This window comes from Streptomyces sp. R818, assembly GCF_056172735.1.
This window is the reverse complement of record NZ_JAOCNE010000008.1, coordinates 23,502-45,326: the sequence shown is the minus strand read 5'-3', so window position 1 is coordinate 45,326 and position 21,825 is coordinate 23,502. Positions and strand designations below refer to the sequence as shown.

Genomic DNA, 21,825 nt, shown 5'->3' with positions numbered 1-21,825 from the left:
GCCCGGGGCTCGCAGCCCGGGGCTCGCAGCCTCGGGGCTCGCGGCCCCGGGGCACAGCGCCCCCCGGCCCTTGGGCGTCCCGCCCTCCCCCGCCCCCGTCCGACCTCATCGACCCCCCCTCGCCCCCCCGAAGGAGGTGCGGGCACGCCGACGCCGTTCCGGCGCGGTACGCCCGACCCGATATGAGTGAACAATCCGCATTCGATGCCGCCCATCATCACTGCCGCTCCCTGGAGCAGGCCCTCGGCCGGCTGCGGCGGGAGGGGCTCGGGCGGATCGCGGAGTGGGGTGGGCGGCTCGCCGCCGCGTTGCCCGCGGGGAGCCGGCTGCTCGCCGCCGGGAACGGGGGCAGCGCCGCGCAGGCGCAGCACCTGACCGCGGAGCTGGTGGGCCGCTACCGCCACGAGCGGCCCGCGTACTCGGCGATCTCCCTGCACGCGGAGACCTCCGCGATGACCGCGATCGGCAACGACTACGGCTTCGACCACGTCTTCGCCCGGCAGGTCACCGCGCACGGCAGGCCCGGCGACATCCTGCTGCTGCTCTCCACGTCGGGCCGCAGCGCCAACCTCATCACCGCCGCCGTCGCGGGCCGGGCCGCCGGGCTGCGCGTCTGGGCCCTCACCGGGCCCGGCCCCAACCCGCTCGGCGAGGCCGCCGACGAGGCCCTCCACATCGACGGCGACACCACCGCCACCGTCCAGGAGACCCATCTCGTCGCCGTACACCTGCTGTGCGAGGCGTTCGACGCGGCGCTCGCCGGACCCGTCGCGGCCACCGTCGGCCGGTCAGCGCCCCGCGTCGTCCCCGTCCCCGGGAACCTGTCATGACCGGCCCGGCCGGCCCGGCCGGCCCGAAGCCGCTCGTCGTCGTCGGGGACGTCCTGCTCGACGAGGACATCGAGGGCGTCGCCACCCGCCTCGCCCCGGACGCCCCCGCACCCGTCGTCGACGTCACCGCCGACCGGCGCCACCCCGGCGGCGCGGGCCTCGCCGCCGCGCTCGCCGCCCGCGCCGGACGCGAAGTGGTCCTGGTCACCGCGCTCGGCGACGACGACGCCAGCGAAGCCGTACGCCGGGGCCTCGCGGGCCGCGTACACCTCGTGGAGCTGCCCCTCGACGGCACCTTGCCCGTGAAGACCCGCGTCCTCGCCGCCGGCCGGCCCTTGGTCCGCATCGACCGGGGCGGCGGCACCCCGGGCGAGCCCGACGCCGCCGTGCGCGACGCGCTCGACCGGGCCCACGCCGTGCTCGTCGCCGACTACGGCCGGGGCACGGCGAGCGCCGTACGGGACCACCTCGCCGAGGTCGCCGCCCGCACCCCGCTGGTCTGGGACCCGCACCCCAAGGGCGACGCCCCCGTGCCCGGCGCGCGGCTCGTCACCCCGAACGCGGCGGAGAGCCGCGCCCTGTGCCCCGGCGGCGACGACACCCTCGGCGCGTACGCCGCGCGCGGCGCCGAACTCGCCGCCCGCTGGCGGGCCGCCGGTGTCGCGGTGACCCTCGGCGAACGCGGGGTGCTCCTGACCCGCCCCGGCTCCGGTACGCCCATGCTCGTACCGCCGCCCTACCGCGCGTCCGGCGACCCGTGCGGCGCCGGGGACTGCTTCGCCGCGACGACGGCCGCCGCCCTCGCCGACGGCGCGCTGCCCGAGGAGGCGCTGCAACGGGCCGTCGCCGAGGCCGCCGCGTTCGTGTCGGCGGGCGGCGCGGGCAACCCGGAGCTGTGGTGCGCGGCGCCCGCGCCCCGTACCGAGGAGGCGCCGGTGACCGACGCGTTCGCCCTCGCCGAACGGGTGCGGGCGCGCGGCGGCACCGTCGTCGCCACGGGCGGCTGCTTCGACCTCCTGCACGCGGGCCACGTCGGCCTCCTGGAGAGCGCCCGGCGCATCGGCGACTGCCTGATCGTCTGCCTCAACTCCGACGCCTCACTGGCCCGCCGCAAGGGCCCGGGGCGCCCCCTCAACAAGGAGGCGGACCGCGTCCGGGTCCTGGAGGCGCTGCACAGCGTCGACGCCGTCGCCGTGTTCGAGGAGGACACCCCGCAGAAGCTGCTCGCGCGGCTGCGGCCCGATGTGTGGGTCAAGGGCGGCGACTACTCGGTCCAGGACCTCCCGGAGGCCCGCACGCTGCGCGCGTGGGGCGGCCAGGCCGTGGTCCTGCCCTACCTCGACGGCCGCTCCACGACCCAACTGGCCCGCCGGGCGGCGGCAGCGGTGCCGCCGGGAGCGGCGTGACGGGGGCGGCGCGGACCGGCGTGCCCGACCGCCCCCGCATCCTCGTCCTCCGCGCCCTGGGCCTGGGCGACCTCCTGGCCGTCGTCCCCGCTCTGCGCGCTCTGCGGCGGCGGTACGGCGGGTACGAGATCGTGCTCGCCGGGCCCGCTCGGCTGGCCGTGCCCGCCGCCGCGACCGGGGTCGTGGACCGGGTGCTGCCCACGACGGCCGCCGGTCGCGCGGTCCCCGCCGAACTGGACTGGACCGGGCCGCCGCCCGAGCTCGCCGTGGACCTGCACGGCAACGGGCCGCCCAGCCACCTCCTGCTCCAGCGGCTGCGGCCCCGGCGCCTCTTCGCGTACGCCCACCCCGGTACGCCCGCGATCGAGGGGCCGGTCTGGCGGGACGACGAGCACGAGCGGGAGCGGTGGTGCCGCCTGCTGTCCTGGTACGGGGTCGACGCGGACCCGGCGGAGCTGCTGATCCCGGCCCCCGCGACGCCGTCACCCGCGCCCGGCGCGGTCGTCGTCCACCCCGGCGCCGACGCCGCGGCCCGCCGCTGGCCGCCCGGCCGGTTCGCCGCCGTGGCCGCCGCGCTGCGGGCCGACGGACACCGGGTCGTCGTGACGGCGGGGGCGGGGGGAACTCGCGCGGGCCGTCGCGGCGGAGGCGGGGCTGCCGGACAGCGCCGTGCACGGCGGCGCGGCGGACGTGCCGTTCGACCGGCTGGCCGCGCTCGTCGCACACGCCCGCTGCGTGCTCGTCGGCGACACCGGCCTCGCCCACCTCGCGACCGCGCTCGGCACGCCCTCGGTCGTCCTGTTCGGCCCCGTCGCCCCGCGTCTGTGGGGCCCGCCGCCCGACCCGCGCCACCGCGTCCTGTGGCACCCCGACCCCGACGACGCGCCCCGGCCCGGCGACGCCCACGGCGACCGCCCGGACGAACGCCTCCTGCGCATCACGCCCGGAGAGGTCGTCGCCGCCGTACGGGACCTGCCCGAGCGCGAGCAGCGATCCCTGACGAGAACCCCGTAGGACTTCGCGGGCCCCTTACGCGGCCGTGCCCAGCGCGGGCTGCGCCGCCACCTCGTGCTCTCCCGCGCGCAGGCGGACCGGCGCGGCGACCCGGCGCCTGCGCAGCAGGTGGCCCGCCGCGACCGAGACCGCGATGACCAGGCCGCCGGAGACCAGGGCGCCGCGCGCACCGGCCACCTCCATGAGCAGGCCGAGCGCGGGCGGGCCCGCGAGACCCCACGCCGTGCTGATGCTGCCCCACACGCCGAGGACACGGCCCCGCATGTGGGCGGGCGGGTCGGTCTGCAGGACGGTCGTGCCCGCCGTGTCCGACACCGTCTCCACGATCGCCATCGGCAGGACGAGGACGAGCAGGACGGCGAACGACGGGGAGAAGCCCGCGACGGCCTGGAGCAGTCCGCCCGCGGCGGCCAGCGTGCCGACGAGCCGCACGGACGGGCGCCGCAGCCGCGCGCCGAGGACCGCGCCCACGATGCCGCCGACCGCGAGGACGGTGGAGACCGTGCCGAACGACCCGGCGCCCCCGGCGAGCGGGCCCGTGACGAGCACGGCCAGGGTCAGGTTGTAGTTCCGGCCGAAGACCGCGCTGATGCCGGTGACGCCCGCGAGGGCCACGAGACGGGGCCGCCGCAGAAAGAACATCAGGCCCTGGCGCACGGTCATGTCCTGGCCGGCCGGTTCGGCGGCCTCGCGGGAAGGAGCGGCCTCGCGGGAAGGGGCGGCCTCACGGGAAGGGGCGGACACGGCCTTGCGCACCGCCCCGTACGCCGGTCGCAGGAACGGGATCACCGAGGCGACGAAGAGGAACGACACCCCGTTGGCGGCGTACGCGGCGGCCGTGCCGAGGAACCCGACCGTGACGCCGCCGAGCGCCGCACCGGCGAGGCGGCCCGCGCTGTGCACGAGCGAGCCCACCCCGATGGCGGAGGGCACGTCCCGGGGCGGTACGAGGTCGTTGCCGAGCAGGGCGCACGCGGGCCCGTCGACGGTGGCGATGACACCGGTGACGGCGGCGAGCACCATCAGCAGGGTCAGGTCGAGCCGGCCGGTCGCCACGAGCGCGGCCGTCGTGAAGGCGACCACGCCGAGCAGCGCCTGGCTGACCGCGGCGGTGAGCTTGCGGGGCAGCCGGTCGACGGCCGCGCCGCCCGCCACGCTCATCAGCAGCGCGGGCGCCGCCTGCACCGACATGGACAGGCCGGTCGCGGCGGCGGACCCGGTGATCTGCAGGACCAGCAGGTTCTGCACGGTCAGCTGCATCCACGTACCGGCGTTGGACACGAAGTTCGCCACCGACCACCAGCGCATGCTGCGGTACTTCAGGGACCGCCACGGCGAGGTGGGGGACGGCGCGGACAGGGCGCGCGCGAGGCGCGGGAAAGGAGAGAAAGACACAGGAGCACTCGGCAGACGAGGGGACGAGTCCGAGAGGACTCAGGTGAGGGATCGTGCGCCGTGCGGATCGGGGGGACATCCCGTGCGGCTCGTCATTGCGCGGCGGCGGATGCTCCGGAGTACGGCGATGACCATCGTGGCAGACGCTCCGGCAGCGCCTTTGAACCGCTCGGACGGCAGCGCGTCACAATTCCCCGAACTCGCCTGCACCGCAACGGATTTGGCGCTTCTGGTGTGCTTGCTCACACGCTTCCGCGACGCCCCTTTCCGCGCCCCGCGACGCCGTATTCCGTGAGGGGCGCCACAGCCGTCGGCCGCCTCGCGCGAGCCCGCGCCCGACATGCCGTGCGGCGCCCCCGGCGTCACAGTGGGAGGAGGAGCGGTCACGGTGCGTGCGCCGCGAGGAACGGCGCGACGAAAGGCACACAGTCATGGGCGACGCAGCACGGGTCGACCTCCGCGGCAAACAGGCCCTCGTGACCGGCGCGGCCCGGGGGCTCGGCGCCTCGATCGCCAGGAGGCTGGCCGGGGCGGGAGCGGCCGTCCTCGTCGCCGACGTCCGCAAGGACCTGGCCGGGGAGCTCTGCGACGAGCTGGGCGGGCAGGGGCACGACGTCCGGTTCGTCGAGATGGACGTACGGGACCCCGGAGCGGTCGCCGCCGTCTTCACGGACCTGGAGGAGGCCGGACGGCCGGTCGACGTCCTCGTCAACAACGCCGCCGTGGACGTCTCCAAGCCGATCGAGCACCTGACGGCCGACGAGGTGACCCGGGTCATCGGCACCAACCTCCTCGGGCCCATGTACCTGTGCCTGGAGACCTACCGGCGCATGATCGCCCGGGGCGGCGGCCACATCGTGAACATCCTGTCCACCGCGGCGAACCGGACGTGGACCGAGGCGGGCCCGTACGCGGCGGGCAAGTCGGGGCTGCGCGCCTTCACGCACACGCTGTTCCAGGAGGCGCAGCGCGACTGCGTGGGGATCGGGGTCACCGGCATCATCGCGGGCGGCATGGAGACGCCGTTCATCATGGAGCGCTTCCCGGACGCCGACACGAGCATGCTGCAGAGCCCCGACATCGTGGCCGACACCGTGCTCTACGCGCTGTCGGTCCCGGCGGGCAGCGTGGTGGGCGAGCTGGTCGTCGTCCCGCGCAGGGAACCGTCCTGGCCCTGAGAGCCTGTGTCCCCCGGTCGCCGGGAAGGAAGGTTGTCCCATGACGACGCCGGCATTGTTCTCCCTGGCGCCGGTCGCCCCGCCGCCCTGGTCGAGGGCGCTGGTCACGGCGGGCACCGGTTTCCTCGGCTCGCACCTGTGCGAGCGGCTGCTCGACGCGGGCGTCGAGGTCGACTGCGTGCACTGCGTGGACCGCGTGGCCGACGCGGCCGGTGACCTCGCGCACCTGGCGGACGCTCCCGGCTTCCGCTTCCTGGAGTGCGACCTCGCCCGTCCCGGCTGTCCCGGCTCGCTCCCCGGGCCCTACGACCTCGTCCTGCACCTCGTGCCTCCGAGCGACGGCCCCGAGGCGACGCGCAACGCCCTCGCCGTGGCCGACCGGGACGGCGCCCGCTTCCTGCTCGTCTCCACCTGCGCGCGGCACGACGCGGAGCGGCTCTGCGAGGAGCTGACCACCGCGCACGCCGCCGCGAGGGAGGCCGACGCGGGCATCGTGCGCGTCTTCCCCGCCTACGGTCCGCGCATGGGCCCGGACGACGGCGGCGGGCTGATCCCCGCGCTGATCCGGCAGGCCCTGGACGGCGGACCCGTGACCGTCCCCGGTGACGGCGGCGCGACCCCCTCGCTCTGCTACGTCGACGACCTCGTCGACGGCGTGCTCCTGGTCGCCGCCAGCCGGTCCGTGCGCCCGGTCGACATCGGCGGCGACCCCGGGGCGAGCGTCGAGCGGATCGCCCGCCGGGTCATCGAGCTGACCGGCTCCCATGCCCGCCTGGAGCTCGGCGGCCCGCCCGCCGCAACGCCCGACGCGCCGCTGCCCGAGACCGGTTTCGCGCACGAGCTGTACGGCTGGACGCCCCGAGTGACCTGGGAGGACGGCCTGAAGCGCACGATCGCCTCCTGCCTCGACCGGACGGGAAACGTGTCGTGAAGGCGCTCGTCGTCTGTCTCGACGGTATGACCGGGGTCCTGCTGTCCGGCCCCGCGATCCGCGCGGTCGGCGCCGGGGCCGAGCACGTGACCCTGCTGTGCGGGCCGCGCGGCGCGGACGCCGCCGCGCTGCTGCCCGGGGTCGACGAGGTGCTCGTCTGGGACGCGCCGTGGGAGGGCGCCCACCCGCCGACGGTCGACGAGGCCGACATCGACGGGCTCCTGCGCAGGCTGCGGGAGGCGGCGTACGACGTCGCGCTCGTCCTGCCCACCTCCGCGCGCGGCCCCCTGCCGATCGCGCTCCTGCTGCGGATGGCGCACGTGCGCCGGATCGGGGCCGAGGGCGCCGACCACCCCGCCACGCTCGTCGACGTCAGCCATCCGCGGCTGCCGGGCCGGCACGACGTCGAGGCGGGGCTCGATCTCGCCGCCGCCCTGGGGTTCGCCCCGAGGGCCGGGGACGACGGCCGGCCGCGCGTCCTGCCCGCCCCCGACACGAGCGGCCTCACCGGCAACGGCCCCTACGTCGTGCTCCACCCGGGCGCCGGAGTGCCCGAGCGCCGCTGGGGCGCCGGGCGCGCGGCCGAGGCGGTGGCGCTGCTCGCCGACGCGGGGCACCGGGTCGTCGTCACCGGCGGCCCCGACGAGAGCGGACTGTGCCGTGAGGTCAGCGGTGACACCGCCGTCGATCTCGGGGGCCGTACCGATCCGCGGACGCTGGCCGGGGTGGTGCGCGCGGCCGATGTCGTGGTCGCGGGCGGCACCGGCCCCGCCCACCTCGCGGCCGCGACCGGCACCCCGGTCGTCTGCGCCCTGCCCCCGGCGGCGTCGGCGGAGCGGCGCGGCCCGTACGGCGTACCGTCCGTCCTCCTCGGGTACCCGGCGGAGGCCACGGCGCAGGACGTGCTGCGCGCGGTGCGGAAACTCATGGCGCGGGGCCCGGCTGTTTGCCCCGGCGAAAATGGGCATAGCTAGATGAACTGAAGGAAGCGGCACATAACGGTTCGAAGGAGTCGACGCACGTGACGGACGCAGCGAGCAAGGGGCCCGGCCCGGACGACGACCGGGAGACGCTCACCAACCGGCAGGGCCACCCGGTCCACGACAACCAGAACCAGCGCACCGTCGGCGCCCGCGGCCCCGCGACGCTGGAGAACTACCAGTTCCTGGAGAAGATCAGCCACTTCGACCGCGAGCGCGTCCCCGAGCGCGTCGTGCACGCCCGTGGTGTGACCGCGTACGGGTACTTCGAGTCGTACGGGACCCTCGGCGACGAGCCGATCTCCCGCTTCACCCGCGCCAAGCTGTTCCAGGAGCGTGGCAAGCGCACCGACGTCGCCGTCCGCTTCTCCACCGTCATCGGTGGCCGCGACTCCTCCGAGGCCGCCCGCGACCCGCGCGGCTTCGCCGTGAAGTTCTACACCGAGGACGGCAACTGGGACCTCGTCGGCAACAACCTGGCCGTCTTCTTCATCCGGGACGCCATCAAGTTCCCCGACGTGATCCACGCGCTCAAGCCGGACCCCGTCACCCATGAGCAGCAGCCGCGCCGCATCTTCGACTTCATGTCGCAGACCCCCGAGGCCATGCACATGTTGATCAATCTGTTCAGCCCGCGCGGCATCCCCGCCGACTATCGCCACATGCAGGGCTTCGGCGTCAACACGTACAAGTGGGTCAACCAGGACGGCGAGAGCCTCCTCGTGAAGTACCACTGGCTGCCCAAGCAGGGCGTCCGCTCGATGACCGAGGAGGACGCCGCCAACGTGCAGGCCGACGGGCTCGGCCACGCCACCAAGGACCTGTACGAGTCGGTCGCCCGCGGCGAGTATCCCGAGTGGGAGCTGGTCGTCCAGACCATGGCGGACCACGACCATCCCGAGCTGGACTTCGACCCGCTCGACGACACCAAGGTCTGGCCGGAGCAGGAGTTCCCGCCGAAGCCCGTCGGCCGGATGGTCCTGAATCGGATGCCCGAGAACTACTTCGCCGAGAACGAGCAGATCTCCTTCGGCACCGGCGTCCTCGTCGACGGCCTCGACTTCTCCGACGACAAGATGCTGGTGGGCCGCACCTTCTCCTACAGCGACACCCAGCGCTACCGGGTCGGCCCCAACTACCTCCAGCTCCCCGTCAACCAGGCGAAGAACGCCCAGGTGCGCACCAACCAGCGTGACGGCCAGATGGCCTACCACGTCGACGGAGGCGGCGGGAACCCGATCGTCAACTACGAGCCGTCCATCACCGGCGGCCTGCGCGAGGCGGAGCACTTCACACCCGACGAGGTCGGCCCCGAGATCACCGGCAGGCTCACCCGCAAGCGCATCCCGCGCACCAACGACTACCTCCAGGCCGGACAGCGCTACTGCCTCCTGGAGGACTGGGAGCGCGACGACCTCGTCAAGAACTTCATCGACCTGCTCTCGCAGTGCGACCGGGCCGTCCAGGAGCGGATGGTCTGGCACTTCCTGCTCGTCGAGAACGACCTCGGCCTCAAGGTCGGCGACGGACTCGGCATCGCCCCGAAGGATGTGGCCCACCTCCAGCCGCTGGCGGGCCAGGACCTGACCGACGAGGACCGCGAGCGCCTCGGCCGCCTCGGCGAGAACCCGCCGCGCGACGTCAGCGGCCTGACGATGACGCACTCCGTCCCGAACGAGCGGCACGTCGTCACCCGGTGACCCGCCACCATCCGCCCGGCACGGCGGCGGCCCGGTCCCGGGCGTTTCGGGAACGGGCCGCGTCGGCGCGCCGCGGAAGGCATGCTTGAAGGGCGCGGCCAAGCGCGGCGGGGCACAGGGGGAGGCACTGTATTCATGGCTGGCCCGACGGTCGGACGTAGCAGCGAGGACCTGACCAACCGGCCGGAGCCCGCCGTGCCGCCGGCGGCGCCGCGCGCGTGGCTCGGCCTCGTCGCCGTGGCCGCCGCGCTGGTGGTCGTCGCGCTCGGGGTGGTGTACGCGGGGCACGGCCAACCGGGCACGGTGGACCGGTGGTTCGTCGACCCGACGGACGACAGCGTGGGGCCGCCGTGGCGGCCGGTCGCCCTCGTCGTCGACTTCCTGGCCGAGCCCGCGGGCTCCGTCGTCGTGATGGCGGCTGTCGTGGCGCTCCTCCTGTGGCGCAGACGGCCGCGCGCCGCCGTGTCCGCCGTCGTCGCGGCCGGGCTCACCGTGGTCGTCGCCTGGCTGGTCAAGTCCCTCGTGGGGCGCACCATCCACGGCCCGGACAACCTGTCCTACCCGAGCGGGCACACCGCCTTCCTCACGGCGGTCGCGCTCGTGGTGGCCCTGGCCCTGGTGCGCCGCACGGCGCTCGTCCTGCTCGTGGCGCTGCTCGCCGGGTCCGTCATGGGCTGGGCGCAGGTCGCCCTGAGCGCGCACTACCCGACCGATGTGCTGGCCGGGTGGTGCACCGCCCTCGCGGTGGCCCCGGTGACCGCGTGGGGCGTGGACCGGGTGGCCGACCGGCGCACCCGGCACTGACCGCCCCTCGGTTCACACCCGGCGCCGGAACACCGGTTTCACCGGCCGGCCGCCCGTCCAGGCCGTCGGGTCCTCCGCGTCCAGCGCCTTGCGGTACACCGCGCACGCCTGGGCCACGACCTCCACCGTGCGATCGATGTCGGCGTCGTCCAGGGCGCTGCTGACCACGAACGACGGGGCGAGGACGCCGCCCGCCAGGAGCTGGCGCAGGAACAGCGTCCGGTACGGCTGCGACGGCCGCCCCGCCTCGTCGAGCGTGGCGAAGACCAGGTTGCTGGCGCGGCCCCGCACCTGTACGTGGTCGGCGACGCCCATGCTCGCCGCCGCCGACCGGACACCCGCCGCCAACCGCTCGCCCAGCGCGTGCAGCCGGGCCGTGATGCCCTCCTCGACGTACGTCGTGAGGACGGCCGTCGCCGCCGCCAGGGAGTGCGTCTCACCACCGTGCGTGGTCGAGAGCAGGAAGACCCGGTCGTCCCCGTGGCGCAGGCCGCCCCGCTCCATCAGCTCGCGGCGGCCCGCGAGCGCGGAGACCGCGAAGCCGTTGCCGAGCGCCTTGCCGAAGGTGGAGAGGTCCGGGGTGACGCCGTACAGGCCCTGCGCGCCCGCCTCCGACCAGCGCAGACCCGTGATCATCTCGTCGAAGACCAGGACGCAGCCGTACCGGTCGGCGAGTTCGCGCAGGCCCGCCAGGTAACCGGGCGGCGGCTCGACATGCCCCGCCGGTTCGAGGATCAGGCAGGCGATCTCGCCCTCGTACCGAGTGAGCAGCTCCTCGGTCGCGGGCAGGTCCCCGTAGGGGAAGCTCACCGTCAACTCGGCCGTCGCGCGCGGGATCCCGGCGGACATGGGGGTCGTCGTGATGAACCAGTCGTCCGTCGAGAAGAACGGGTGATCGCCGCAGATCGCCACCCGGGGGCGGCCGGTGACGGCGCGCGCCAGGCGGACGGCGGCGGTCGTGACGTCCGAGCCGTTCTTCGCGAACTTGACCATCTCCGCGCTCGGCACGGTCGCCAGGAACCGCTCCGCCGCCTCGACCTCCAGGATCGAGGGGCGGACGAAGTTGCTGCCCCGGTCCAGCTCACGGCGGACGGCCTCGGTGACGCGCGGGTGCGCGTGGCCGAGGCTGACCGAGCGCAGCCCCGAGCCGTACTCGATGTACTCGTTGCCGTCGATGTCCCAGACGTGGGCGCCGCGGCCGTGGCTGATGACGGGGGCCAGGTGCTCGGGGTACTGGTCGTCGCCCTTGGCGTAGGTGTGCGCGCCGCCGGGGACCAGGGCGTGCAGGCGCTCGTTCGCCTGCCGGGACTGGGGGAGTTCGAACTCGTCCACGTCGGCCTCAGCTCTCCGGGTTCGCAACGTCGTTCTCCAGGTGCTTCAGGGCCTCGGCCAGGCTCGGCGCCCGCCGGTCCCGTTCCGAGACGAGGGCGGGCGGGAGCGGCCACGGGATCGCCAGCTCCGGGTCGTCGAACGCGATCGTCACGTCCTCGGCCGGGTCGTGCGCGCGGTCGATGCGGTACGAGGTGTCGGCGGTCTCGGTGAGCGCCTGGAAGCCGTGCGCGCACCCCGCCGGGATGTAGAGGGTCTTCTGGGTCTCGCCGGACAGCTCGAAGGCGGCCCGGCCCAGATAGGTCGGCGAACCGGGGCGCAGGTCCACCACGACGTCGAAGATCCGCCCGTACGAGCAGCGCACCAGCTTGGCCTCCCCGGCGCCGGAGCGCAGGTGCATGCCGCGCAGCACGCCCCGCACGGAGCGCGAGACGCTGTCCTGGAGGAAGGCGTGCGGGTCGATCCCCACGGAGCGGACCACGTCGGCGTCGAAGGTGCGGCAGAAGAAGCCGCGTTCGTCGGCGTGCGGCGTCGGTTCGAACAGGTACGCCCCGTCGATCTCCGGGACTGCGGTGGCCTTCATCGTGTCTCCTGCGGTGCAAGTGCCGGGTTCTCGTGCGGGAACAGAGCGCGGGTCAAGGCTCTGAACTGGTGTTTCAGACGGTCGGTGGCGACCGCGTTGTGCTCCTTCAGCGTCCGCCGCACCTCCGCCGCCCCCTTCTCCAGGGACCGGAACTGTTCGAGCAGGCGGTCCGCGTCGACCTCGCGCGCCGGGTGGCAGTGGGCGCCGACGCCCATGCCCGCCATGAGCGCGTCGCTCTTGGCGGCGTAGCTGAGCGCGAGGGTGGGCGTGCCGGCCTTCAGGGCGCAGACGAGGTTGTGGTAGCGCGTGGCCACCACCGCGTCGGCGGCCGCCGCCTCCGCCATCAGGTCGGCGAGGGACGCCGCGTCGGAGGCGGTCACCAGCGGGGAGCCGACCGCGGCGAGGATCGACTCCACCACCGGTACGTCGACGCCGTCGCCGGTGAGCAGCCGGACCTCGCGGCCTTCCTCAACCAGCGTCCGGACGAACCGGGTGACGCCGTCGAGGTAGCGCTCGTAGATCTCGTCGGCGCGGTCGCGGTCGTCGTTGGAGCCGTGGAAGGCCATGACGCCGACACAGACCCGGCCCCGCGCCTCCTCGCGCACCTCGGGCGCGGGCAGCGAGAACGCCAGGTCCGGACAGACCTCGTCGCGGGACGTGTCCACGCCCATCTCCCGCAGCGCGTCACGCGACAGCGCGTCGCGGTACGAGCGGTACGTGGCGCACCGCGCCGACCAGCGGACCAGGGTCCGTGTCGCCCGGACCCCGATCGGCCCCGCGCCCACGCCGACCAGCGCCACCCGCGTCCGCGTCACCTTGCCGCTCGCGCACAGCAGGAACAGGGAGTACGGGAACCCCCACGGCCGCAGCGGCAGCGTGGCCTCCAGGACACCCATGCCGGGGACGATCACGACGTCGTGCCTGCGCACCCAGGCGGCGGTGCGGAAGACATCGACGACCTTGCCGAAGCCCTTGCCCGCGATCGCGCCCGCCCGGGACGCGGTCCGGTACTCCCCGCGGTACCAGTGCAGCCGTGTCGCCGGTATCCCGTACCGGGAGGTGACCGTCTCGGGGCCGCCGCACAAAGCGTCCACGACGGCGTCGGGGTGCTCCTCGCGGAGGTAGCCGAGCACGGCCTCCAGGGAGCCGTCGTTGCCGAGGTTGCCGGAGCCGAGCAGGCCGAACACCCCGACGCGCACCGGCTTCACGGCTGCTCCCCGGCGCGGCTCTCGCGGCCCGCCACGATCGCGTCGAGGTCCACCGTGAGCAGCGCCGGGTCGACCGGCGCCCGGTCCTCGACGCGCTCGCCCGCGCCGCCCGGCCGGGCCCTGGTCGTCATCCACGTCGTGAGGTGGCGGTAGCAGGCGCGCCGGTCGGCGGCGGAGAGCGGGGCGCGCCGCACCGCCGACACGAACCCGAGGACGTACTCGGCGAGCAGCCGGGGCGTCGGGTGGAGCACGCCCGCGCGGCGCGGGTCGAGGTTGACGCAGCGGGAGCGCTTGGAGGGGTTCGCGCGCTCGGCGCGGGTGGGGTGGTCGCGGCGGAAGTAGAGCAGCTCGGGCACCTGGTGGAAGGGGCCGTGCAGGGCGATCTCGGCGACGAACGTGCGGTCGGCGTGGTGGTAGCTGTCGTGCGGCTTGACCCGGCGCAGCACGTCGGCGCGCATGACCCCGTAGAAGTCGTCGCCGCCGGACTCCATCAGCATGGAGCGGAAGCGCTCGGGCGCGCTCGGCGAGGCCGTGTTCAGCGTGTACGCGTACGGGACCGTGATCCGGCCGTCGCCGTCGATGACGGCCTGGTCGGCGTGGGCGAGGACGACGTCGGGGCGCTCGTCGAGCGCGTCGACACAGCGCCGCAGCAGGTCGCGGGCGTACAGGTCGTCGTGCGAGGCCCACTTGAACAGCTCGCCCTTGCACTGCGTGAAGACGTAGTTGTGGTTCGGCGCGGCGCCGATGTTGCGGTGGAGCCGGATGTAGCGGATGCGGGAGTCCTGCGCCTCGTACTTGCGGCAGATGTCCTGCGTTCCGTCGGTCGAGGCGTTGTCGGTGATGACCAGCTCGAAGTCCTCGTAGGTCTGCCCGAGCAGGGCGTCGAGCGACTCGGCCAGGTACTCCTCGCCGTTGTAGACGGGAAGGCCGATGCTCAGCCGGGGGTGGGTGGTCAAGGCGTCCTCACTTCGGGGGTGTGGGGTGATCGTGGTGCTCGCGCAGGGCGGACCGCAGCTGCAGCCACCACACGGCCGAGCCGCACAGGAGCGCGGCGGCGACGCCCCAGGCCGACCCGGACGTGCCGCCGACGACGGCTCCGCCGAGCCCTCCCGCGACGTAGAAGGCGGAGGCGCAGAGCTGGCTGCGCAGACTGCGCCTCGCCGCGCCGAGCGCACGGAGTCCGGCGGCGGCGCCGGTGCCGAGTCCTGCGCCCGCGACGCCGAGCGTGACGGGGACGATGAGCTGGGACGCGCCGCTCCAGACGTCGCCGAGGACGAACTCGCCGAGCCGGTCCGGCATCAGGAGCAGCAGAGCGCCCCAGGCCAGCGCGGCGAGGGCCTGGCCGCCGCCGAGGACGAGACAGAACGCGCCGAGGCGGTGCGGGGCCCGGCGGAGCACCCGGGCCGCCTCCGCGACGGTGACCAGCGACAGCCCCATCAGCACGGCCATGAACGGGCCGAGGAGCAGCTCCGCGCCCCGGACCACGCCGACGGCGCTGACGCCGACGATCGCGCCGAGCCCGTAGGCCCGCAGCTGGCTGGCGCCGCTGTTGGTGACGTTCTCGACGAGGTAGCGGTAGCCGAGGTCGCGGTGGGCGCGCAGCCAGGCGCGGGCCTGCGTCGCCCGGGGCCGGATGCGGGACTGGGACCAGCCGTACAGCGCGGCGACGGCGGCGGACCCGCCCCAGGCGAGCACGAACGCGGCCACGCTGCCCTGGCGTGCCGCGAGGAACAGGGCGGGGACGAGCGCGACGCCCCACACCAGGTCGTTGACGAACGCCTTGCGTCCGGCCCCGGCGGCGAAGAACGCGAACCGCCACGCGTCCTGGAGCAGCAGCCCCGGAAGCACGACACCGAGGCAGGCGAACGCGGGCCCCACCCGGCCGCCGACCACCAGGCCGACGACCAGGGAGACCGCGCCGAGGGAGGCACCGACGCCGAGCGCGGTGCCCGTCGCGCGGGCCGTCGCCGCGCGCCAGGAGTCCTCGGGGACACCGCTGAAGCGGACCATCAGCGGATCGGTGGCCACGCCGCGCGAGACGTTGAGCACCACGCCGTACGTCACCCAGGCCAGGCTGAACACGCCGAACGCGGTGAGTCCGAGCGAGCGGGCCACGTAGATGCCCACCGCGAAGTTGGAGATGCTGGAGGCCGCCTGGTCCGCGAGGCCCCAGGAAAGGCGGCCCGCGACGGCGCGCCGGGCGGAGCCGCCCGTCCGCGCCGGCGCCGGTGCCTTCTCCTCGTCGGTGGTCATCGGCGTCATGCCTTGATCAGTCCGGCGCCGTGCAGGGCGTCGGCCGCGGCGGCGACGGTGTCGAACGGCAGCCCCGCCCGTTCGGCGACGTCCAGGAGGCTGTGCTCGCCGTCGGAGAGGCTGAGCACCCACAACATCGCCATCTGCGCCTCCTTGGCGTCGCTGCGCCCGCCGATCGCGTCGTACAGCCCGCGCCGCCCGAGCTGCGGTTCGCCGTACGGGCTGAGGTTGACGTACGCCCGGTTCCGGTCCAGGACCGCGAACGCCTCCTGGCACACGGCGAGCGTGTCCGCCATCGACTCCGGGGAGACGAAGTCCGGGTTGTCCGCCGAGGTGTGGTACTCCGGGTAGCCCGCGTAGGGGGTCCGGCTGAGCGAGCCCACGCCGAGGTCGAACCCGGGGGAGCAGTACTGCCGCTCGTCGTACCCGTACGGGGTGAACTCCCGGATGGAGTGCGGGCGTTCGGAGCTGCTGAGGACGTGCCGCAGTACCCGGTCGATCTCCGCGTTCCCGCGCCGGCTCTGCTTGTACGTGAGCTGCCCGCGGTCGCCCGCGCAGGCCAGCACGAGCCCGTGCTTCACCCGCTCGATGCGGTCCGCGTTGCGTGCCAGCCACGTGATCGCGCCGATGGTGCCGGGCGCGAAGATGAACCGGTAGGTGTAGTACGGCTGTTGCTCGGCCAGGGCGCGTGCCAGGTACGTCGCCACCGCGACGCCCGCCAGGTTGTCGTTGGCGAGCGACGGGTGGCAGACGTGGCAGGAGACGATGACCTCCTCGGGGACCTGCCCGGGGATCACGTGCTCGGCGTAGGTGAGGTGTCCGTCGGCGAGCGTGGAGTCCACCCGTACCTCGTACTCGCCCTCCGGCAGCGCGTCCAGGGTCTCCTGCGCGAGGCAGAAACCCCACTCCGGCTTGTAGTAGCTGGTGCGGTACGGCACCCAGGACAGGTGGTCGGGCAGCGTGTACAGGTGCGGGCGCAGCTCCGACAGCGGCATCGTCGCCGCCACCGGCACGCTGTAGCCGAGCACGTGCAGGCTGGACGCCTTGAAGTCGACGACCCGGTTCCCCGAGCTGTCGGCGACATAGGCGTCCCGGATGTTCCACTCCTGCGGCACCGTCCAGTCGAGCACCTGCGTGCCCGTCGGCACCTCGTGCATGTCGAGCGGGAGGTACTCGCCGACGATCTCCAGGGTGGCGCGCACGCCGTCCCCGGTGATGCTCCGGCAGAGCGGGTACAGCCGCTCCACCAGGGCGTGCATCTCCTCGCCCGTGCTCGTCATCGGCGCCACCGCAGCGTGTCGTCGACGCTGCCGGACTCGGACGCCGCGCGGAGCACGGCGAGCCGGGTGAAGCGCTGGTCGAAGGCGTCCTTCGTCAGGCCGTGCGCGCGGTAGGCGTCGGCGAGTTCGAGCGCGCCCCGCTTGACCGACCACTCGCAGTCGAAGCCGGGGATCGCGGCGCGGAAGCGGGCGAAGTCGACGCGGTAGGAGCGCGGGTCGGCGCCGTTCTCCCCGGTGATGTTGACCTTCGCCCCGGGCACCGCGTCGGCCACCTGCTCGGCGATCTCGGCGACCGTGACGTTGTTGGACTCGGTGCCGATGTTGAACGCCTTGTCGTGCACGGCCTCGCGCGGCGCATCGAGGGCGGCGGTGAAGGCGCGCGCGATGTCGGCGGCGTGGACGAGCGGACGCCAGGGCGTGCCGTCGGAGAGGACGAGGACCTCACCGGAGAGCAGCGCGTGGCCCACCAGGTTGTTGAGGACGATGTCGGCGCGGAGCCTGGGGGAGTAGCCGAACGCCGTGGCGTTGCGCATGTAGACCGGCGTGAAGTCGTCGTCGGCCAGCGCGTGCAGGTCGTCCTCGACCCGCACCTTCGACTCGGCGTACGGCGTCACCGGGCGGAGCGGGGCGTCCTCGCCGACCAGTTCGTCACCGCCCGCCGCGCCGTAGACGGAGCAGGTGGAGGCGTACAGGAAGCGGCGCACCCCGGCCTCGCGGGCGAGGCGGGCCAGGTGGACGGAGGCGTGGTGGTTGATGTCGTAGGTGAGCTGCGGTGCGAGCGCGCCCAGGGGGTCGTTGGAGAGCGCGGCCAGGTGGATCACGGCGTCCACCCCGGCGACGTGCTCCGCCGTGACGTCGCGTAGGTCGACCCGCGTCCCCGGCGGGTCGTCGGGGGTGGGGCCGAGGACACAGTCCGCGAACAGGCCGGCGTCCAGGCCGACGACGTCGTGTCCGGCGGCCTTCAGGACCGGGGCCATGACGGTGCCCAGGTAGCCCTGGTGTCCGGTGAGCAAAACGCGCAAGGTTCAATCCCCCAGGTCGAGAGTGAGTTTGGTGACGGCGAAGGCTTCGGCGTAGCGGGCGTGGCACTCGATCCCGCGGATCCGGGCGAGGCCGAGGAAGGCCTCGCGGTCGTACCAGGGACGGTGGCGCTGAGAGGCGTAGTGCTCCTGGAGCAGTTGCACCTTCCGCTCGGCGGTCTCGTCCGGCAGCGGCTGGTACGCCGCCATCCGGCCGAGGTCGCCGTCCCACTTGACGATCTCGTAGCCGAGGACGAGGTGGTCGCGGAAGGCGGTGGTCATGAGCTGGGCCAGGCCCCGGTGGTCCTGGTGCGCGTCGTCGGTGCGGGGCGCGAGGACGAGGTCGGGCTCGGTCCGCGCGCGGAGCTCCTCGACGGCCGCCTTCGCCTCCTCCCACTGCGCGGGAAGGCGGCCGTCGGCCAGCTTGAGCACGGTCAGGCGCAGGTCCGCGCCGGGGCAGAAGGCGGCGAGGGCCGCCTGTTCCTCCTGCTCCCGTTCGGTGCCGCCGCCGGAGAGCACGAGGGCGTCCACCTTGATGCCGGGCTGCGCCTCGCACAGGGCGAGCAGGGTGCCGCCCGCGCCGATCGCGATGTCGTCGCAGTGGGCGCCGACCGCGACGACCCCGGCGAGCGGGCGCCCGGCGCCGAGCCGGATCACGCGCGCACCCCGGCGCTGTCCTGCTCCCACACGGCCCACGGGCGGTCGCCGCGCGCGTAGGCGGCGTCGAGGGCGGCCCGCTCCTTCACGGTGTCGGTCGGCTTCCAGAACCCGCGGTGCTTGTACGCCACCGCGCGCCCCTGCTTGGCCAGTTGGGCGCAGCCGTCGGCGACGAGGTCACCGTTCTCCGGTATGTGGTCGAAGACCTCCTGGCGGAGCACGAAGTAGCCGCCGTTCTCCCACAGCGGCATGTCGCTCACCGCCGTGATCCCGCCGACGAGGTTGTCCTCGCCGAGGTCCACGCAGTGGAACGAGGACTGCGGCGGCACGACCATCATCGAGGCGCCCGCGTCGCGCTGGGCGAAGTGGTCGATCATCTGCGGCAGCGGCGCGTCGGTGAGGACGTCGGCGTAGTTGGCGAGGAACATCTCGTCGCCGTCCAGGTGGTGGCGGACCCGGCGCAGGCGCTCACCGATCGGCGACTCGATGCCGGTCTGCGCGAACGTGATCGTCCAGTCGGCTATGTCGGTGGAGAGCAGCTCGGTCCTGCCGCCTCTGAGCACGAAGTCGTTGGACGTCGTCTCCTCGTAGTTGAGGAAGAAGTTCTTGATGTGGTGGGCGCCGTAGCCCAGGCACAGGATGAACTCCTTGTGGCCGTAGTGCGCGTAGTAGCGCATGACGTGCCAGATCAGCGGGCGCGGCCCGACCATCGCCATCGGCTTGGGCATGTCGTCGGAGGCACCGGCGCGCATCCGCAGACCGTAACCGCCGCAGAACAGGACGACCTTCATGCTGTGACCTCTTTCGCGACGGACTCGACGGGCTCGACGATGCTCAGTTCCGGGATCGGGAAGACCAGACGGCCGCCCCACTCGCGCACGAAGGCGAGCTGCTCGGTCAGCTCCGCCCGCAGGTTCCAGGGCAGGATCAGGACGTAGTCGGGCTTGTCGGCCTCGATCTGCTCGGGCGGCAGGATCGGGATGCGGGTGCCCGGCGTGTACCTGCCGTGCTTGTAGGGGTTGCGGTCGACCGTGTACGCGAGCAGGTCGGGCCGGATGCCGCAGTGGTTGAGCAGCGTGTTGCCCTTGCCGGGCGCGCCGTAGCCGACGACCGTCTTGCCCTCCTCGGCCGCTGTGATGAGGAACTTGAGGAGGTCGCGGCGGACCTTCGCCACCCGCGCGGAGAACTCGGTGTACCCGGACAGCTCCTGGAGCCCGGCGGCCTTCTCCTTGTCGAGCACGTCGGCGACCCGCTGCGACGGCTCGCCCGCCACTTCCCGCGGGCGCGCCCACAGCCGGATCGAGCCGCCGTGCGTCGGCAGCAACTCCACGTCCACCAGGGCGAGTCCGCCGCTGGCGAGCGCACGGATCGCGGAGGCGACCGTGTAGTACTGGAAGTGCTCGTGGTAGATCGTGTCGTACTGGTTCTCCTCGATCAGCGTCAGCAGGTGCTGCACCTCGATGGAGACCCAGCCGTCGTCGGCGACCAGGGCGCGCAGCCCTTGCGTGAAGCCGACCACGTCGGGGATGTGCGCGTACACGTTGTTGGCCACGACCAGGTCCGCCGGGCCGTTCTCGGCGCGGACGTCCGCCCCGGTCTCCGGGGACAGGAACGCGGTGAGGGTGGGCACCCCCGCGTCCCGTGCCGCGCCGCCGACGTTCACCGACGGCTCGATGCCCAGGCAGCGGATCCCCCGGTCCACCACGTGCTTGAGCAGGTAGCCGTCATTGCTCGCGACCTCGACCACGAACGAGTCGGCGCCGAGGCCCACCCGCTCCGCGGCGTCCGTGACGAAGGTGCGCGCGTGCTCGACCCAGCTGGTCGAGAAGGAGGAGAAGTACGCGTACTCGCTGAACGTCTCCTCGGGCGTGATCAGCGGCGGTATCTGCGCCAGCCAGCAGTCGGTGCAGACCCGCAGGTGCAGCGGGTACGCGGGCTCGGCCTGGTCCAGCTGCTCCGCGGCGAGAAAGCTCTCGCACGGTGGGGTCGCCCCCAGATCGACGACGCTGGTCAGCGCCGCCGAGCCGCAAAGTCGGCATCTCGTCATCTCGTTCCCCCCATTGCTCTCGACCGGTCCGCGATCACGGCCCGGTACCCCTCCTCCAGGCGGTCGAGGCCGACGGCGGGGCTGAAGCCCCGCTCGTAACGGCGCCGGGCCGCCCGGCCCATTTCCTGGTTGCGTCCCCGCTCTCCCGCGATCCGGCGGATGCCGTCCGCGAGCGAGGCGCTGTCGCCGGGCGTGTGGAGCAACCCCGTCACGCCGTCGTCGACCAGCTCGACGAAGGAGCCGTGCGCGGCGGCGACGACCGGGACCCCGGCCGCCATCGCCTCCACGACCACCAGGCCGAACGTCTCCTGATAGACCGAGGGCGCGAGTACCGCGACGGACCGTGCGACGGCCTCCTGGCACTGCGCCGGGTCGTACAGACCCGCGTAGCGCACGTCGTCGCGGCCCGCCGCCCAGGCGGCCACCTCGTCCTTCAGCGGGCCCGCCCCGGCGATGACGAGCGGCACACCGATCCCGCCGTCCGCCCGGAGCCGGTCCCACGCGGCCATGAGCAGCCGCACCCCCTTGGCCTCCGCGAGCCGGCCGAAGTACAGCACGTGCTCGCCGGTGCCGGACGCGCGCCGGACACCGGGCTCATTGACGAAGTTGTGCTTCACCGCGAGCCGGTCGGCCGGCATCCCGGCGCCCACGAGGATGTCGCGCTGCGCGGCGGAGATGCAGAAGAACCGGTCCACGTCGGACCACCACCGCCGCCGGTTGACCGCGATGCTCACCGCGAGCGGCACCGTCGCGAGCCGCGAACCCCGGTAGCAGCCGTGCCGGACCCCGGCCAGCGGCACCCGCGTCCCCACGCACTCGGTGCACGGCGCCCCGTTCCGCTCCAGCGTCCCCGGCGGGCAGACCTGGTAGTAGTTGTGCAGCGTCGTCACGACCGGCACCCCGGCGTCGGCGCAGGCGGCAATCACCGCGGGCGAGAGCAGCGGGAACACGTTGTGGACGTGGACGACGTCGGGCCGCTCGGCCCGTAACCTCGCCGCCAGCTCCTTGCGGACGGCCGGGTTCCACGGCACCTGGAGCGGCACCGCGACCTTGCCGGGCAGGGAGCGGCCCGCGATGTCGTCGCTGTGCCGCGCGAACACCTCGACCCGGTGGCCCGCCTCGCGCAGCAGCCGCACCTCCTGCTCCACGACTTTGTTCTCACCGCTCGGCTGCGCGGACTTGTAGAAGCTGTGCACCACGAGGACGTGCAT

General features: G+C 73.9%; 19 protein-coding genes and 1 pseudogene. 8 read left to right on the top strand and 12 right to left on the bottom strand.

Going from position 1 to position 21,825, the window contains the following annotated elements; translation table 11 throughout:
- Positions 1-182: 182 nt before the first annotated feature.
- The 3 genes and pseudogenes from N5I75_RS22485 to N5I75_RS22475 all read left to right on the top strand — a co-directional run bounded on the left by N5I75_RS22485 (position 183) and on the right by N5I75_RS22475 (position 3,250).
- Positions 183-830, top strand: coding sequence for a D-sedoheptulose-7-phosphate isomerase (locus tag N5I75_RS22485; RefSeq protein ID WP_476679905.1), 648 nt, complete (start codon positions 183-185; stop codon positions 828-830).
- Positions 827-2,236 (top strand): D-glycero-beta-D-manno-heptose 1-phosphate adenylyltransferase, encoded by a 1,410-nt coding sequence (gene rfaE2, locus N5I75_RS22480; RefSeq protein ID WP_476679903.1) that lies wholly within the window; start codon positions 827-829, stop codon positions 2,234-2,236. The genes N5I75_RS22485 and rfaE2 overlap by 4 nt, the downstream gene beginning before the upstream one ends.
- Positions 2,233-3,250, top strand: a pseudogene (locus tag N5I75_RS22475) (glycosyltransferase family 9 protein). Before rfaE2 ends, N5I75_RS22475 begins: the two are co-directional and overlap by 4 nt.
- A gap of 15 nt (positions 3,251-3,265) precedes the next feature.
- On the opposite strand, the gene N5I75_RS22470 reads toward N5I75_RS22475, so the two are convergent.
- Positions 3,266-4,558, bottom strand: a complete 1,293-nt coding sequence (locus tag N5I75_RS22470) for an MFS transporter (protein ID WP_476680120.1) — start codon at positions 4,556-4,558, stop codon at positions 3,266-3,268.
- A gap of 518 nt (positions 4,559-5,076) precedes the next feature.
- Between N5I75_RS22470 and N5I75_RS22465 the strand changes: the two genes are divergently transcribed.
- The 5 genes from N5I75_RS22465 to N5I75_RS22445 all read left to right on the top strand — a co-directional run bounded on the left by N5I75_RS22465 (position 5,077) and on the right by N5I75_RS22445 (position 10,238).
- A complete protein-coding gene (locus tag N5I75_RS22465) occupies positions 5,077-5,823 on the top strand; it encodes an SDR family oxidoreductase (RefSeq protein WP_476679901.1) in 747 nt (248 codons plus the stop codon).
- 40 nt (positions 5,824-5,863) lie between these two features.
- Complete coding sequence (locus N5I75_RS22460) at positions 5,864-6,754, top strand: NAD-dependent epimerase/dehydratase family protein (protein WP_476679899.1); 891 nt, start codon at positions 5,864-5,866, stop codon at positions 6,752-6,754.
- Positions 6,751-7,728 carry a glycosyltransferase family 9 protein gene (locus N5I75_RS22455; protein WP_476679897.1) on the top strand — a complete coding sequence of 326 codons (978 nt, stop codon included), beginning with the start codon at positions 6,751-6,753 and terminating at the stop codon, positions 7,726-7,728. The genes N5I75_RS22460 and N5I75_RS22455 overlap by 4 nt, the downstream gene beginning before the upstream one ends.
- Positions 7,729-7,775: 47 nt before the next feature.
- Positions 7,776-9,434 carry a catalase gene (locus tag N5I75_RS22450; protein ID WP_476679895.1) on the top strand — a complete coding sequence of 553 codons (1,659 nt, stop codon included), beginning with the start codon at positions 7,776-7,778 and terminating at the stop codon, positions 9,432-9,434.
- A gap of 135 nt (positions 9,435-9,569) precedes the next feature.
- Positions 9,570-10,238, top strand: coding sequence for a phosphatase PAP2 family protein (locus N5I75_RS22445; RefSeq protein WP_476679893.1), 669 nt, complete (start codon positions 9,570-9,572; stop codon positions 10,236-10,238).
- A 12-nt stretch (positions 10,239-10,250) separates the two neighbouring features.
- Here N5I75_RS22445 and N5I75_RS22440 read toward each other — a convergent pair whose 3' ends face one another.
- The 11 genes from N5I75_RS22440 to N5I75_RS22390 are packed head-to-tail and all read right to left on the bottom strand — an operon-like array spanning position 10,251 to position 21,825.
- Positions 10,251-11,570: a glutamate-1-semialdehyde 2,1-aminomutase gene (locus tag N5I75_RS22440; protein ID WP_476679891.1), complete on the bottom strand. Its 1,320-nt coding sequence runs from the start codon at positions 11,568-11,570 to the stop codon at positions 10,251-10,253.
- A gap of 7 nt (positions 11,571-11,577) precedes the next feature.
- Positions 11,578-12,150 carry a dTDP-4-dehydrorhamnose 3,5-epimerase gene (gene rfbC, locus N5I75_RS22435; RefSeq protein WP_476679889.1) on the bottom strand — a complete coding sequence of 191 codons (573 nt, stop codon included), beginning with the start codon at positions 12,148-12,150 and terminating at the stop codon, positions 11,578-11,580.
- Entirely contained in the window at positions 12,147-13,358 is a 1,212-nt protein-coding gene (locus tag N5I75_RS22430; protein WP_476679887.1) for a polysaccharide pyruvyl transferase family protein, read from the bottom strand. The genes rfbC and N5I75_RS22430 overlap by 4 nt, the downstream gene beginning before the upstream one ends.
- Positions 13,355-14,314, bottom strand: coding sequence for a glycosyltransferase family 2 protein (locus N5I75_RS22425; protein WP_476679885.1), 960 nt, complete (start codon positions 14,312-14,314; stop codon positions 13,355-13,357). Before N5I75_RS22425 ends, N5I75_RS22430 begins: the two co-directional genes overlap by 4 nt.
- 7 nt (positions 14,315-14,321) lie before the next feature.
- Positions 14,322-15,611 (bottom strand): hypothetical protein, encoded by a 1,290-nt coding sequence (locus tag N5I75_RS22420; protein WP_476680118.1) that lies wholly within the window; start codon positions 15,609-15,611, stop codon positions 14,322-14,324.
- A gap of 5 nt (positions 15,612-15,616) precedes the next feature.
- Positions 15,617-16,900, bottom strand: a complete 1,284-nt coding sequence (locus tag N5I75_RS22415) for a DUF4910 domain-containing protein (RefSeq protein ID WP_476679883.1) — start codon at positions 16,898-16,900, stop codon at positions 15,617-15,619.
- A complete protein-coding gene (locus N5I75_RS22410) occupies positions 16,888-17,913 on the bottom strand; it encodes an NAD-dependent epimerase/dehydratase family protein (protein WP_476679881.1) in 1,026 nt (341 codons plus the stop codon). Before N5I75_RS22410 ends, N5I75_RS22415 begins: the two co-directional genes overlap by 13 nt.
- Positions 17,914-17,916: 3 nt before the next feature.
- On the bottom strand, positions 17,917-18,567 hold the full coding sequence (locus N5I75_RS22405) for a PIG-L deacetylase family protein (protein ID WP_476679879.1): 651 nt from the start codon (positions 18,565-18,567) through the stop codon (positions 17,917-17,919).
- Positions 18,564-19,358: a glycosyltransferase family protein gene (locus N5I75_RS22400; RefSeq protein WP_476679877.1), complete on the bottom strand. Its 795-nt coding sequence runs from the start codon at positions 19,356-19,358 to the stop codon at positions 18,564-18,566. Before N5I75_RS22400 ends, N5I75_RS22405 begins: the two co-directional genes overlap by 4 nt.
- The gene (locus N5I75_RS22395; protein ID WP_476679875.1) at positions 19,355-20,614 is read right to left on the bottom strand and encodes a class I SAM-dependent methyltransferase; all 1,260 of its coding nucleotides are present in this window, start codon (positions 20,612-20,614) and stop codon (positions 19,355-19,357) included. The genes N5I75_RS22400 and N5I75_RS22395 overlap by 4 nt, the downstream gene beginning before the upstream one ends.
- Positions 20,611-21,825, bottom strand: coding sequence for a glycosyltransferase (locus N5I75_RS22390; RefSeq protein WP_476679873.1), 1,215 nt, complete (start codon positions 21,823-21,825; stop codon positions 20,611-20,613). The genes N5I75_RS22395 and N5I75_RS22390 overlap by 4 nt, the downstream gene beginning before the upstream one ends.

Coding starts and splice junctions, on each gene's coding strand:
- N5I75_RS22485 (WP_476679905.1), top strand. CDS start 183: ATGAGTGAACAATCCGCATTCGATGCCGCCCATCATCACTGCCGCTCC.
- rfaE2 (WP_476679903.1), top strand. CDS start 827: ATGACCGGCCCGGCCGGCCCGGCCGGCCCGAAGCCGCTCGTCGTCGTC.
- N5I75_RS22470 (WP_476680120.1), bottom strand. CDS start 4,558: ATGCGCTGGTGGTCGGTGGCGAACTTCGTGTCCAACGCCGGTACGTGG.
- N5I75_RS22465 (WP_476679901.1), top strand. CDS start 5,077: ATGGGCGACGCAGCACGGGTCGACCTCCGCGGCAAACAGGCCCTCGTG.
- N5I75_RS22460 (WP_476679899.1), top strand. CDS start 5,864: ATGACGACGCCGGCATTGTTCTCCCTGGCGCCGGTCGCCCCGCCGCCC.
- N5I75_RS22445 (WP_476679893.1), top strand. CDS start 9,570: ATGGCTGGCCCGACGGTCGGACGTAGCAGCGAGGACCTGACCAACCGG.
- rfbC (WP_476679889.1), bottom strand. CDS start 12,150: ATGAAGGCCACCGCAGTCCCGGAGATCGACGGGGCGTACCTGTTCGAA.
- N5I75_RS22420 (WP_476680118.1), bottom strand. CDS start 15,611: ATGACCACCGACGAGGAGAAGGCACCGGCGCCGGCGCGGACGGGCGGC.
- N5I75_RS22400 (WP_476679877.1), bottom strand. CDS start 19,358: ATGAAGGTCGTCCTGTTCTGCGGCGGTTACGGTCTGCGGATGCGCGCC.
- N5I75_RS22395 (WP_476679875.1), bottom strand. CDS start 20,614: ATGACGAGATGCCGACTTTGCGGCTCGGCGGCGCTGACCAGCGTCGTC.
- N5I75_RS22390 (WP_476679873.1), bottom strand. CDS start 21,825: ATGCACGTCCTCGTGGTGCACAGCTTCTACAAGTCCGCGCAGCCGAGC.